Raw genomic sequence first — 12162 nt, forward strand, 5'->3', positions numbered from 1 at the left:
CACGAGACTGAGTCGTTGCTCCATGCGTCCACGTTAGGCCCCGAGGTGGCTTCGAGGCTCGGGCGCCAGAGCGCCCTCGCACTGGGGGCACCTCCCACGACGGAGTCGTAGGGGGACAGCCACCGGTGGTTGAGGTGCGAGGAGCTCTCGGCGACGAGCCTCGAAACCTTGGCCGAGTCAGGCCTGCTCGACCTCGGCGACGGCCGGGCCGTCGCTGATCGTGATCCGCGTGGGCTCGGTGCCCGCGTACACCCCGGCGACGCGGACGTGCAGGACGCCCTTGTCGTAGTGGGCGCTGACCGCGTCGGCGCCCACGTGGCCCGGGAGACCGAACGAACGGCGGAAGCTGCCGTACCGGACCTCGCGGACCGAGCGCCGCGTGGAGTCCTCGGCGCGGTCGTCCTTGCGCTCGCCGGCAATGACGAGGCGCTGGTTCGCGACCTCGACCGAGACGTCCTCGGCGACGTCGACGCCGGGCAGGTCCAGGCGGACCACGACGTCGTCACCCTCGCGGACGGTCTCGGCGGTCGGGGTGAACGCCAGCGGCTCGCCGGTCGGGACGGTCGGGCCGCCGAACGTGGAACGCACGAGGGAGTCGAACTCGGCGAAGAACGGGTCGCGGCCGCGGAAGCGGGTGATGGTGCTCATGGGGAACCTCCGGTGAGTAGTGGCCGACCACCGTGGTCGGTACCAGTCATAACTTGAGTCTGATCGACTCAATTCCCTTGAGCAAGGCGCGTTCACTACTGGCGAACGCGCGGGTCCGAGACGCACGACGCCCCGCCCTCCGGACGGAGGACGGGGCGATCTGCGGGCGGCCGGTCAGGCGTAGCTGACGCCCGTGGCGTGCAGCGGGCAGTAGCCGTGCGGGTTCCGCACGAGGTACTGCTGGTGGTAGGCCTCGGCGTAGTAGTACTCGTCGAGCGGCTTGATCTCGGTCGTGATCGTGCCGTAGCCGCTGGCGGTCATCTTCTGCTGGTAGTGGTCGCGCGACGCCTCGGCCTTGGCCTGCTGCTCCGGGGTCGTGGTGAGCAGGATCGAGCGGTACTGCGAGCCGCGGTCGTTGCCCTGGCGCATGCCCTGGGTCGGGTCGTGGTTCTCCCAGAACGTCGCGAGCAGGTCGTCGTAGGACAGGACGCTCGGGTCGAACACGATGCGCACGACCTCGGCGTGGCCGGTACGCCCGGTGCACGTCTCCTCGTACGTCGGGTTCGGCGTGTAGCCGCCGGCGTAGCCGACCGTGGTCGACCACACGCCCGGCAGCTGCCAGAACGTCTGCTCCTCGCCCCAGAAGCAGCCGAGCCCGACCACGGTGACCTCGAAGCCGTCGGGGCCGTCGGTCTCGAGGGGGTTGCCGGTGACGAGGTGGCGGTCGCCGACCAGGTGCGTGCGCGACGGGCGGCCGGGCAGGGCGTTCTCGCGGGCGGGCATCTCGCTCTTGCGGGTTCCGAAGATCATGGGGTCCATCCTTCCGTCTCGGCGCGGGGGCCACGACTCGGCCGTCGCGGCGCACACGCCTCGACACTCACAACGCGTCCAGGGGGCTGACTGTTCCGCCGGTAGTCTCGGGCGCATGAGTGCCCGCTACCAGGTCCCGATCGGGATGGAGATCGCCACGGCGTGGGCCTGGCGGCTCGTCGTCATCGCCGGCGCGGGCTTCGGACTCCTCTGGCTCCTGCAGTACTTCTCCGAGATCACGGTGCCGATCACGATCGGCCTGCTCGGCACGGCACTCACGATCGGCGTGGTCGACACGCTCGAGCGGCGTGGAGTGCCGCGCCTGCTCGCGACCCTGGTGGTCGCGATCCTGATGCTGGTGACCCTGGCCGGCCTGGTGATCCTGGTGGGCCAGCAGCTCTCGACCCAGGTCGACGAGCTGCGCTCGAGCATCGTGGCCGGGATCGGCGAGATGCGTGACTGGGCCCGCAATGGGCCGCTGGGCCTGAGCGACGACGACCTCAACCGCTACGTCACCGAGGTGCAGGACACGATCGCCGGCACCGGGCGGGAGGCCGTGATCGACCAGGCCACGGCCGTGGGCATCTCGCTGGCCCACTTCGTGACCGGCTTCTTCATCGCGCTCTTCGCCGCGGTGTTCTTCCTCTACGAGGGCGACCGCATCTGGGCCTGGGTCGTCACCCTGTTCCCGCGCGACGCCCGGGCCCGCGTCAACTCCTCGGGTCATCGAGCGTGGGAGTCGCTGACGAGCTTCGTGCGGGCCACGGTGCTCGTGGCGCTCGTCGACGCCCTCGGCATCGCGCTGGGCGCCTGGCTGCTCGGCGTGCCGCTCACCTTCGCGATCGGGGTCATCGTGTTCCTGGGCGCCTTCGTGCCCATCATCGGCGCGTTCGCCTCCGGCATGGTGGCCGTGCTCGTCGCACTCGTGGCCCAGGGCCCGTGGACGGCGCTGTTCATGTTGCTCGTCGTGATCGGCGTCCAGCAGCTCGAGTCGCACGTGCTGCAGCCGTTCCTGATGGGCCGTCTCGTCGCGGTGCACCCGCTCGCCATCATCGCCGCGATCGCGGCCGGCATCACGGTCTCGGGCGTCGTCGGTGCCCTCGTGGCGGTGCCGCTCGTCGCGTGTCTCAACGGGGTCGTGAAGCACCTAGCCGAGGAGGCGGGCAATCCGCTGCAGCCGGACGGGCTGCCCGAGGACCTGCCACCGGACGCTCAACCGTCCGATGCCGGGTCGTCCGATGCCGGGTCACCGACGGAGCAGGCGTGAGCGAGAGCGCACCGCCTCCGACCTGGGCCGGTGTCGAGGCGGCCGCCGAGCTGCTGGCGGGCGTCGCCGAGGAGACCCCGCTCGCGCACTCGCGGTGGTTGAGCGAGCTCACGGGCACCGAGGTCCTCCTGAAGTGCGAGAACCTCCAGCGCACCGGGTCCTTCAAGCTCCGCGGCGCCTACACGCGCATCTCCCGGCTCTCCGAGGCCGAACGCGCGGCGGGCGTCGTGGCGGCGTCCGCCGGGAACCACGCCCAGGGCGTCGCGCTCGCGGCGCAGATGCTCGGCATCCCGGCCCGGATCTTCATGCCCGAGGGCGCGGCACTGCCCAAGGTGCAGGCCACCCAGGGCTACGGGGCCGAGATCGAGCTGGTCGGCGTCGACGTCGGAGCCAGCATCGCCGCCGCGCAGGAGTTCTCGGCCTCCACGGGTGCCGTCATGATCCACCCGTTCAACCACAGCGACATCGTGGTCGGGCAGGGCACGGTCGGGCTGGAGATCCTGCGCCAGCTGCCCGACGTCGGCACGGTCCTCGTGCCCGTCGGCGGTGGCGGTCTCGTGGCGGGCATCGCCCTGCTGCGCGAGGTCCGACCGGACGTCCGCATCGTCGGCGTCCAGACCTCGGCCGTGAGCCCCTACGTGCCGTCGCTCAGCGCCGGCAGGCCGCTGCTCGTGCCGGGCCTGCCGACGATGGCCGACGGCATCGCCGTGGCCGAGCCCGGCGCCGTGCCCTTCGCCGTCGTGGCCGACCTCGTCGACGACGTCGTCACGGTCAGCGAGGAGTCGCTCAGCCGCGCCCTGATCGGGCTGCTCGAGCGCGCCAAGCTCCTGGTGGAGCCCGCCGGGGCGGCGGGCGTCGCGGCCCTGCTGGACCACCCCAAGGACTTCCCGGGCCCGGTCGTGCCGGTGCTGTCCGGAGGCAACATCGACGCCCTGCTGCTGCTCGAGGTGATCCGCCACGGACTCAAGGCCGCCGGACGGTTCCTGAGCTTCCGCGTGCACCTCACCGACCGGCCGGGCGAGCTCATGCGGCTGCTCACCGACCTGGCGTCGATGCAGGTCAACATCCTCAACGTGGTGCACGACCGGGCGTCGGAGTCGCTCGGCGTGGGCGAGGTGGAGGTGCGCCTGCAGGTCGCGACGCGCGGCGCGCGCCACGCCGACCGGGTTCTCGACCAGCTGGCCAGCCGGGGCTACCGCTCGGTCTGAGTGCCCGTTCGGACGGCGCCGGGTCGGCCGATCAGAACGGGATCGCCTCGACGATCTCGACCGTGATGGTCGAGCCGTTCGGGGCCTCGTAGCTGGCGGACTCGCCGGCCTTCTTGCCCAGCAGTGCGGCGCCGAGCGGGGACGTGGGGGAGTAGACGTCGAGGTCGACCGCGCTGTCGAGGCTGAGGACCTCGCGCGAGCCCAGCAGGAACGACTCGGTGTCGTCGTCGCCCTCGAAGCGGATCGTGACCTTCATGCCGGCCTCGACGACGCCGTCGTCCGCCGGCTTCTCGCCCACCTCGGCGCGGCCGAGCATGTCCTCGAGCTGTCGGATGCGGGCCTCGGTCTTGCCCTGCTCCTCGCGCGCGGCGTGGTAGCCGCCGTTCTCCTTGAGGTCTCCCTCGTCACGGGCGGCGGCGATCTTCGACGTGATGTCGGCGCGCACCTCACCCTTGAGGTGATCGAGCTCCTCGCGGAGACGGTCGAGGGACTCCTGCGTGACCCAGAGGGTCTCGGTGCCAGTCGGCTGCGTCATGGCGAACTCCTTCAGAACAAACGGAACCCCGAGCTCCCGGCTCGGGGTGAAGTTCCCAGCCTACCAGTCAGTCAGCGACTTCGCACGAGCGAACGACGGCCGTGACAGCCCTGTCCGTGGTCGTCAGGGTCAGCCCCTCGCGCACGATCTCGCGGTCCGACGGCGGGATCGTGACGGTCTTCTCGCCGACGATCGAGTGGTCGAGCGCCTGGGCGTAGACGCTGCACGTGACGGCCGTGGGCTCCGGGCGGATGACCTCGAGCTGGACGTCGATCTGGGTGTCGGAGACCGCCTCGAAGGAGTACACCTCGGTGGAGATGGGCCGGGGCTGCAGCGCGATCCAGGCGGCCCACGCGATGCCGACCGCGATCCCGGCGCCGGCCACGACCCACCACAGCCAGCGCGGTGAGGTGCGGGTGCCGTAGCGGTCGGCGAGATCGGTCATGCCTCCAGTGTCTCAGGCGCGTGCCGTCCTCGCCGCCCACGGCCCGGCACCCCTGCTCTGTCCTCGCCGCCCACGGCCCGGCACCCCTGCTCTGTCCTCGCCGCCCACGGCCCGGCACCCCTGCCCGGGGTAGTTGCCCAGGATGGGGATACTGGACTCCGTGGACGAACAGCTGCGCCTCATGCACGTGCACGCGCACCCCGACGACGAGTCGAGCAAGGGGGCCGCGTCGACGGCCCGATACGTCGCGGAGGGAGTCGACGTCCACGTCGCCACCTGCACCGGCGGCGAGCGCGGCTCGATCCTGAACCCGAGCTTCCAGCACCCCGGCATCGAGGACGACCCCGAGCTGATCACCGAGATCCGGCGCGAGGAGATGGAGCGGGCACGCGACATTCTCGGCGTCACGCAGGACTGGCTCGGCTGGGTCGATTCCGGCTGGCCGGAGGGCGACCCGAAGCCGCCGCTGCCCGAGGGCTGCTTCGCCCTGGTGCCGCTCGAGGAGGCCGCGGCACCCCTCGTGCGCCTCATCCGTTCCTTCCGGCCGCACGTGCTCACCACGTACGACGAGAAGGGTGGCTACCCGCACCCCGACCACATCAAGTGCCACGAGATCAGCGTCTTCGCCTACGAGGCGGCCGCCGATCCCGAGCTCTACCCCGAGCTGGGCGAGCCGTGGCAGGTCAGCAAGCTGTACTACCAGGGCGGCTTCACCCGCGCTCGCCTCGAGGCGATCGGCGCGGCCATGGAGGAGCGCGGGCTCGAGAACCCCTACGCGGAGTGGTTCAAGGACCGCGATCCGGACCGTCTGCGCGACGAGCGCATCACGACCCGGGTCGAGTGCGCGGAGTACTTCCACGTCCGAGACGCCGCGCTGATCGCGCACGCGACGCAGATCGACCCGGACGGGTTCTTCTTCTCCGTGCCGCGGGAGGTGCAGGCCGAGGCGTGGCCCACCGAGGACTTCGAGCTCGTCGCCAGCTTGGTGCCCACGACCCTGCCCGAGGACGACTTGTTCGCCGGCCTACGCTGATCGCATGTACGACATCGCGAGCAGCGTGCTCGAGGCCGCTGGTGCCTTCGTCACCGCCACGGGTGGCGAGCGCCGGGAGCTCGACCCCGACATCGTCAAGCCCGGATGGATCGCGCTCGCCATCTTCCTGGCCATGGCGGTCGCGCTCGCCCTGCTGATGTGGTCGTTCGCGCGGGTGTCGCGCCGCGCCCGTCAGCCCTGGGAGGGCGACGAGCCCGAGTCCGGCGACGTCCCCGCAGGCAGCAGCCAAGCCGACCGCGACATCTGAGCCGGCCCAGGCCCGGCGTCGTCAGGCACCGCACGGCATCCGGTGCCTAGGCTCGGGTCATGGAGCCGACGCCGAACGCCCGCACGGTGGAGTCGTACGAGGACATCGCCGTCGACTACGCCCGCGAGACGTCGGGCCAGGGGGTCCTGGCCGGTGCCGTGACTCACCTGGCCGAGGCGGTCCCCGCGGGCCAGGTGCTGGAGATCGGATCCGGTCCGGGCTGGGACGCCGACCGACTCGAGGACGCGGGACTCAGGGTTCGTCGCACGGACCTCACGCAGGCGTTCATCGACCTGCAGCGGGCGCGCGGCAAGGAAGTCGACCGTCTCGACGTCATCTATGACGAGCTCGGAGGTCCCTACGATGCCGTGCTCATGCTGCACGTCCTCCAGCACGTCGAGCCGAAGGATCTGGCCCCGGTGCTCGGCAAGGTCGCCGACGCTCTGCGCCCGGGCGGCCAGTACCTGGTCTCGGTACCCCGCGGCGAGGGCAGCGGTTGGGAGGTCGGGGAGTCGGGCAGGTCGTACTACCGGGCACTGCGAACCGAGGACGAGCTCCTCGACGCGCTGCGCGATGCCGGACTCGCGCCGGTGTGGACCGATCGGTCGCCCGAGGACGGCGGGTGGCTCGTGGTGATGGCTCGACGGGGCGTGGCGGGTCGCTGAGCCCTGCCGGAACCTGCAGCGCACCGGGCGCGTGCCTCGCCCTTGGACGTCGGGGGACCATGGGTGGGTGAACCGGCTCGCCGACGCGCAGTCCCCGTACCTCCAGCAGCACGCCGGCAACCCCGTCGACTGGTGGGAGTGGAGCGACGAAGCCTTCGCCGTCGCGCGCGAGCTCGATCGCCCCGTGCTGCTGAGCGTCGGCTACGCCGCGTGCCACTGGTGCCACGTCATGGCGCACGAGTCCTTCGAGGACGCTGCCACGGCGGACTTCATGAACGCCCACTTCGTCAACATCAAGGTCGACCGCGAGGAGCGGCCCGACGTGGACGCGGTGTACATGCGCGCCACGCAGGCAATGACGGGCCATGGCGGCTGGCCCATGACGTGCGTGCTGACCCCCGAGGGCGAGCCCTTCTTCGCCGGCACCTACTTCCCGCCGGAGGCCACGGCCAACGCTCCGGCGTTCACCCAGGTCCTGCAGGCCCTCGCCGAGGCGTGGAGAGAACGTCGCGACGAGGTCACCACGGTGGGGCGCGACGTCGTCGCCCACCTCCAGGACGCGCGCGACCCGGGCGGTGACCTCCTGTCGACCGACGACCTCGACGAAGCCGTCGCGACCCTGGCGCGCACGTACGACGCGGAGGCGGCCGGCTTCGGCTCGGCGCCGAAGTTCCCGCCGTCGATGGTGCTGGAGTTCCTGCTGCGCCACCACGACCGCACCGGCGCGCAGGCATCGCTCGACATGGTCGACGCGACGTGCACCGCGATGGCCCGCGGCGGCCTCTACGACCAGCTCTCCGGCGGTTTCGCGCGCTACAGCGTCGACCGGTACTGGCGCGTCCCCCACTTCGAGAAGATGCTCTACGACAACGCCCTGCTGCTGCGCGTCTACCTGCACTGGTGGCGGGCCACCGGGTCGGCGCTGGCGGAACGGGTCGCCCGGGAAACGGCAGCCTTCCTGCTGCGCGAGCTCCGCACGGACGAGGGTGGCTTCGCCGCGGCGCTCGACGCCGACAGCGCCGACGCGAGGGGCGACGTCCACGAGGGCACGTTCTACGTCTGGAACCCGAACGACCTGATGCGGCTGCTCGGCGCGAAGGACGGGGCCTGGGCGGTCAGCCTGCTGGGCGTCACGGGCGTCGGCACGTTCGAGCGCGGCTACTCCACGCTGCAGCTCCACGAGGATCCCGATGACCAGGAACGGTGGGAGCGGGTCCGTGCGGCGCTGCTCGGGGCCCGTGCCCGACGCACCCGCCCCGCGCGCGACGACAAGGTCGTGGCGTCGTGGAACGGCTGGACCATCACCGCGCTGGTCGAGGCTGGGGTCCTGCTGCAGGACCCCTCGCTCACGACGGCGGCGATCGAGGCGGCCCAGCTCCTGGTGCGGGTGCATCTGGTCGACGGGCGGCTCGTGCGCACCTCCCGCGACGGCGCGGCCAGCCGGAACGCCGGTGTCCTGGAGGACCACGCTGCGGTGGCCGAAGCCTTTCTGGCGGTGCTCGGCGTCACGGGCGACGCGGTCTGGCTCGAGCGCGCGCTGGCGCTGCTCGAGCGGGTGGTCACGGACTTCGCCGATCCCGAGGGCGGCTTCGTCGACGCGCCCGGCGACGGGCTCGTGCTGGCGCCGCGCGACGTCGCTGACAACGCCTATCCGTCGGGTGTCAGTGCGGCGGCGACCGCCTTGCTCGCTGCCGCGGCGGTCACGGGCGACGGGCGCTGGCGCGACGCCGCCGAGCGAGCGGTCGAGTCGGCCTCGCCCACAGCGCACGCAGCACCTCGCTTCGGCGGGCAGACGCTCGCCGTGGCCGAGGCGATGCACGCCGGCCCGGTTGAGGTGGCCGTGGTGGGCGCGCCCGGCGAGCGCGACGCGATGTTGCGGGCGGCCTGGTCGCTCACCTCGCCCGGCGCCGTCGTGGTCGGCGGCGAGCCCGGGCTCGACGTCCCCCTGTTCGCCTCGCGCACGACCCGCGACGACCTCCCTACCGCCTACCTCTGTCGCGGCTTCGTCTGCCAGACCCCCGTCACCGATCCCGACGCCCTCCCCACCCTCACCTGAGTGCCGCTCGCGAGAGACTTTGTTGGTGGCGAGGAGAGACTTTGTTGCCGCGCGTCAGCAACAAACTCGCTCCTGACCACCAACAAACTCTCTCGTGACCACCAACAATCTCTCTCGCGAGCGGTACGGGTTGAGGGGTCAGCGCTGGTCGTAGGCGAGCAGGCTGATGCCGATGTAGTGCACGACGAACGCGGCGATCGTGAGGGTGTGGAACACCTCGTGGAAGCCGAACCAGCGGGGCCACGGGTTGGGCCACTTGAAGCCATAGACCACCGCGCCGAGCGTGTAGAGGGCGCCGCCGACGACCATCAGCACGATCACCGCCGTGCTGGCCTCGTCGACGAACTCGCCCCAGTAGAGGACCGCGGCCCAGCCGAGCGCCACGTAGAGCGGCACGTAGATCCACCGCGGTGCGCCGACCCAGAACACCCGGAACAGCATGCCGATCACGGCGCCACCCCACACGATGCTGAGCATGACGATCGCGTGCTCGGTGCTGAGCAGCAGCAGCGAGAACGGGGTGTAGGAGCCAGCGATGAGCAGGAAGATGTTGGCGTGGTCGATGCGCTTCCAGACCATGCGGCCCTGCTCCGACCAGGTGCGCGTGTGATAGATCGCGCTGCAGCTGAAGAGCAGCAGCGCCGACACCATGAACACCGCGGCACCGGCGCGGACGACGACGTCGTCGGCGAGGACCATCATGACCAGGAACGAGATGAACGACAGTGGCGCGACGGCGGCGTGCAGCCAGCCGCGCAGCCGAGGCTTGATCTCGTCCAAGGTTTGGGGAAAACGACCAAGGACAGGCTCTTCGGTGATCGAGCTGGTCTCCGGCATGGCGTTAGATTAGCCCCCATGGGTCTGAGCTCCCTCGCGTACGGGACGTACGAGCGCCGCCTCGCGCGGCGGCTCGATCCGCAGCGGACCCCTCACCACATCGGCGCGATCGTCGACGGAAATCGCCGGTGGGCCAAGGATTCCGGGCGCGACCTCGAGAGCGGCTACCACGCGGGCGCCGCGAAGATCGACGAGTTCCTCGGGTGGTGCCACGAGCTCGGCGTGCGCATCGTCACGTTCTGGGTGCTCTCGACCGACAATCTGCAGCGGTCCGAGGCCGAGGTGCGCAGCATCCTGGGGGCCGTCGAGGAGCTCGTCGAGCGGCTCGCCGACGACGGCCGCTGGAACCTGCGCCTCATCGGCAGCCTCGACCTCCTGCCGGCCGAGTCGGCCGCTCGCCTGAAGCGCGCGATCGAGGCCAGCACCGGCACCGAGCTCCAGGTCAACATCTGCGTCGGCTACGGCGGACGCCAGGAGCTCACCGACGCGATGCGCTCCCTGCTTCTGGAGGAGTCCTCGAAGGGACGCTCGCTCGAGGACGTCGCCAGCACCCTCGTGGTCGACGACATCGCCGAGCACCTCTACACCAAGGGCCAGCCCGATCCCGACCTCGTGATCCGCACCTCGGGGGAGCAGCGACTCTCGGGCTTCCTGCTGTGGCAGAGCGTCCACTCGGAGTTCTACTTCACCGACGTGCTCTGGCCGGCGCTGCGCCGGGTCGACCTGCTGCGCGCGGTGCGCTCCTACGCCAACCGCGAGCGCCGTTTCGGGGCGTGACGCGACTCGTCCCTCGTCGCTCCGCCGGCTCGTTCCTCGCCGGCGCCGGGCTGCGCCCGGGTCACTGCCTCGCCTACGGCTCGGCCCGTGGTGCGGCCATCGCCTCGGCTCCGGTCCAGGCGTGCGCTCAGAGTTCACGCGGGTGAAATGTGCCACTCAGCGTGTCGCCGCTCCCGGGCGCGGGTGCGGGCGTAACTTGCGAGTGTGTTGATGCTCGCCCCTGAGCCAGACCGCCCCACTCGCACCGACGACTAGGGCCGGCGCAGGGCGCGCGCGGGCTCGGTAGGGAGAACAGCCATGGCTGTCCACGAGAACCTGCGACGCACGTACGTCATCGACACGAGCGTGCTCCTGGCGGATCCGGGGGCCCTGACCCGGTTCCACGAGCACGAGGTCGTCGTGCCCGTGGTCGTGATCACCGAGCTCGAGGCGAAGCGACACCACCCCGAGCTGGGGTACTTCGCCCGGTCGGCGCTGCGCTACCTCGACGACCTCCGGGTGCAGCACGGCACGCTGGATGCGGCCCTGCCGATCGGTGATGAGGGCGGCACGCTCCGGGTCGAGCTGAACCACATCGACTCGTCCTCCCTCCCGGCGGGATTCCGCCTCGGTGACAACGACACCCGCATCCTCAGCGTGGCCAAGAACCTCGCCGACGAGGGGCGGAGCGTCACGCTCGTGTCCAAGGACCTGCCGATGCGCGTCAAGGCCTCGGCGGTCGGCCTCGCGGCCGAGGAGTACCGCGCCGAGCTGGCGCTCGAGTCGGGCTGGACCGGCATGCGCGAGCTCGAGGTCGACGTCGCCGACCTCGACACGCTCTACGAGACCGGCTCGCTCGAGCTGGAGGAGGCCGCCGAGCTGCCCTGCCACACGGGCCTGGTGCTGCTCAGCGACAAGGGCAGCGGACTCGGGCGCGTCCGGGCCGACAAGAGCGTGCAGCTCGTCCGCGGTGACCGCGAGGCCTTCGGCGTCCATGGCCGGTCGGCCGAGCAGCGGGTCGCGCTCGACCTCCTGCTCGACCCGGAGATCGGCATCGTGTCCCTCGGGGGCCGGGCCGGCACCGGCAAGTCGGCGATGGCCCTGTGCGCGGGGCTCGAGGCGACGCTGGAGCGCGGCCTGCACAAGAAGGTCGTGATCTTCCGGCCGCTCTACGCCGTCGGCGGCCAGGAGCTCGGCTACCTCCCGGGCAGCGAGTCCGAGAAGATGGGCCCGTGGGGCCAGGCGGTCTACGACACGCTCGGCGCGGTGACGTCACCGGCCGTGATCGAGGAGATCCTGGATCGCGGGATGCTCGAGGTGCTGCCGCTGACCCACATCCGGGGTCGCTCGCTCCACGACTCGTTCGTCATCGTCGACGAGGCGCAGTCACTGGAGCGCAACGTGCTCCTGACCGTGCTGTCGCGCATCGGCGCCAACTCCAAGGTCGTCCTGACGCACGACGTCGCCCAGCGTGACAACCTGCGCGTCGGACGCCACGACGGTGTCGTGGCGGTCGTGGAGAAGCTCAAGGGGCACCCGCTGTTCGCCCACGTCACCCTGACGCGCTCGGAGCGGTCGCCCGTGGCCGCGCTGGTGACGGAGATGCTCGAGGACGTCACGCTCTGACGCGTCGG

General features: G+C 71.1%; 13 protein-coding genes. 8 read left to right on the top strand and 5 right to left on the bottom strand.

The window, feature by feature from the left end:
- Positions 1-177: 177 nt before the first annotated feature.
- Both V6S66_RS03620 and msrA read right to left on the bottom strand, forming a co-directional pair.
- Entirely contained in the window at positions 178-648 is a 471-nt protein-coding gene (locus tag V6S66_RS03620; RefSeq protein WP_334205396.1) for an Hsp20/alpha crystallin family protein, read from the bottom strand.
- A 174-nt stretch (positions 649-822) separates the two neighbouring features.
- On the bottom strand, positions 823-1458 hold the full coding sequence (gene msrA / locus V6S66_RS03625) for a peptide-methionine (S)-S-oxide reductase MsrA (RefSeq protein ID WP_334205397.1): 636 nt from the start codon (positions 1456-1458) through the stop codon (positions 823-825).
- A 115-nt stretch (positions 1459-1573) separates the two neighbouring features.
- On the opposite strand from msrA, the gene V6S66_RS03630 reads away from it, so the two are divergent.
- A complete protein-coding gene (locus tag V6S66_RS03630) occupies positions 1574-2725 on the top strand; it encodes an AI-2E family transporter (RefSeq protein WP_334205398.1) in 1152 nt (383 codons plus the stop codon).
- On the top strand, positions 2722-3933 hold the full coding sequence (ilvA, locus tag V6S66_RS03635) for a threonine ammonia-lyase (RefSeq protein ID WP_334205399.1): 1212 nt from the start codon (positions 2722-2724) through the stop codon (positions 3931-3933). The genes V6S66_RS03630 and ilvA overlap by 4 nt, the downstream gene beginning before the upstream one ends.
- Positions 3934-3964: 31 nt before the next feature.
- Here the strand turns inward: ilvA and greA are convergent, their stop codons facing one another.
- Together greA and V6S66_RS03645 are read right to left on the bottom strand one after the other, a co-directional pair.
- Positions 3965-4468 (bottom strand): transcription elongation factor GreA, encoded by a 504-nt coding sequence (gene greA / locus V6S66_RS03640; protein WP_334205400.1) that lies wholly within the window; start codon positions 4466-4468, stop codon positions 3965-3967.
- Between the two features lie 67 nt (positions 4469-4535).
- Positions 4536-4913, bottom strand: a complete 378-nt coding sequence (locus V6S66_RS03645; RefSeq protein ID WP_334205401.1) for a DUF4307 domain-containing protein — start codon at positions 4911-4913, stop codon at positions 4536-4538.
- Positions 4914-5055: 142 nt separating this feature from the next.
- Between V6S66_RS03645 and mca the strand changes: the two genes are divergently transcribed.
- From mca to V6S66_RS03665, 4 genes are all read left to right on the top strand, one after another.
- Complete coding sequence (gene mca, locus V6S66_RS03650; RefSeq protein ID WP_334205402.1) at positions 5056-5946, top strand: mycothiol conjugate amidase Mca; 891 nt, start codon at positions 5056-5058, stop codon at positions 5944-5946.
- Between the two features lie 4 nt (positions 5947-5950).
- The gene (locus V6S66_RS03655; protein ID WP_334205403.1) at positions 5951-6214 is read left to right on the top strand and encodes a hypothetical protein; all 264 of its coding nucleotides are present in this window, start codon (positions 5951-5953) and stop codon (positions 6212-6214) included.
- A 59-nt stretch (positions 6215-6273) separates the two neighbouring features.
- Positions 6274-6879, top strand: coding sequence for a class I SAM-dependent methyltransferase (locus V6S66_RS03660; protein ID WP_334205404.1), 606 nt, complete (start codon positions 6274-6276; stop codon positions 6877-6879).
- A gap of 67 nt (positions 6880-6946) precedes the next feature.
- Positions 6947-8935: a thioredoxin domain-containing protein gene (locus V6S66_RS03665; RefSeq protein ID WP_334205405.1), complete on the top strand. Its 1989-nt coding sequence runs from the start codon at positions 6947-6949 to the stop codon at positions 8933-8935.
- A gap of 138 nt (positions 8936-9073) precedes the next feature.
- Here V6S66_RS03665 and trhA read toward each other — a convergent pair whose 3' ends face one another.
- Positions 9074-9715 (bottom strand): PAQR family membrane homeostasis protein TrhA, encoded by a 642-nt coding sequence (gene trhA / locus V6S66_RS03670; protein ID WP_334205406.1) that lies wholly within the window; start codon positions 9713-9715, stop codon positions 9074-9076.
- A 75-nt stretch (positions 9716-9790) separates the two neighbouring features.
- Between trhA and V6S66_RS03675 the strand changes: the two genes are divergently transcribed.
- Both V6S66_RS03675 and V6S66_RS03680 read left to right on the top strand, forming a co-directional pair.
- Complete coding sequence (locus V6S66_RS03675; RefSeq protein WP_334205407.1) at positions 9791-10549, top strand: isoprenyl transferase; 759 nt, start codon at positions 9791-9793, stop codon at positions 10547-10549.
- A gap of 297 nt (positions 10550-10846) precedes the next feature.
- The gene (locus tag V6S66_RS03680) at positions 10847-12154 is read left to right on the top strand and encodes a PhoH family protein (protein WP_334205408.1); all 1308 of its coding nucleotides are present in this window, start codon (positions 10847-10849) and stop codon (positions 12152-12154) included.
- Positions 12155-12162 lie beyond the last annotated feature (8 nt).

The organism is Aeromicrobium sp. Sec7.5 (genome assembly GCF_036867135.1).
GTDB lineage: Bacteria > Actinomycetota > Actinomycetes > Propionibacteriales > Nocardioidaceae > Aeromicrobium.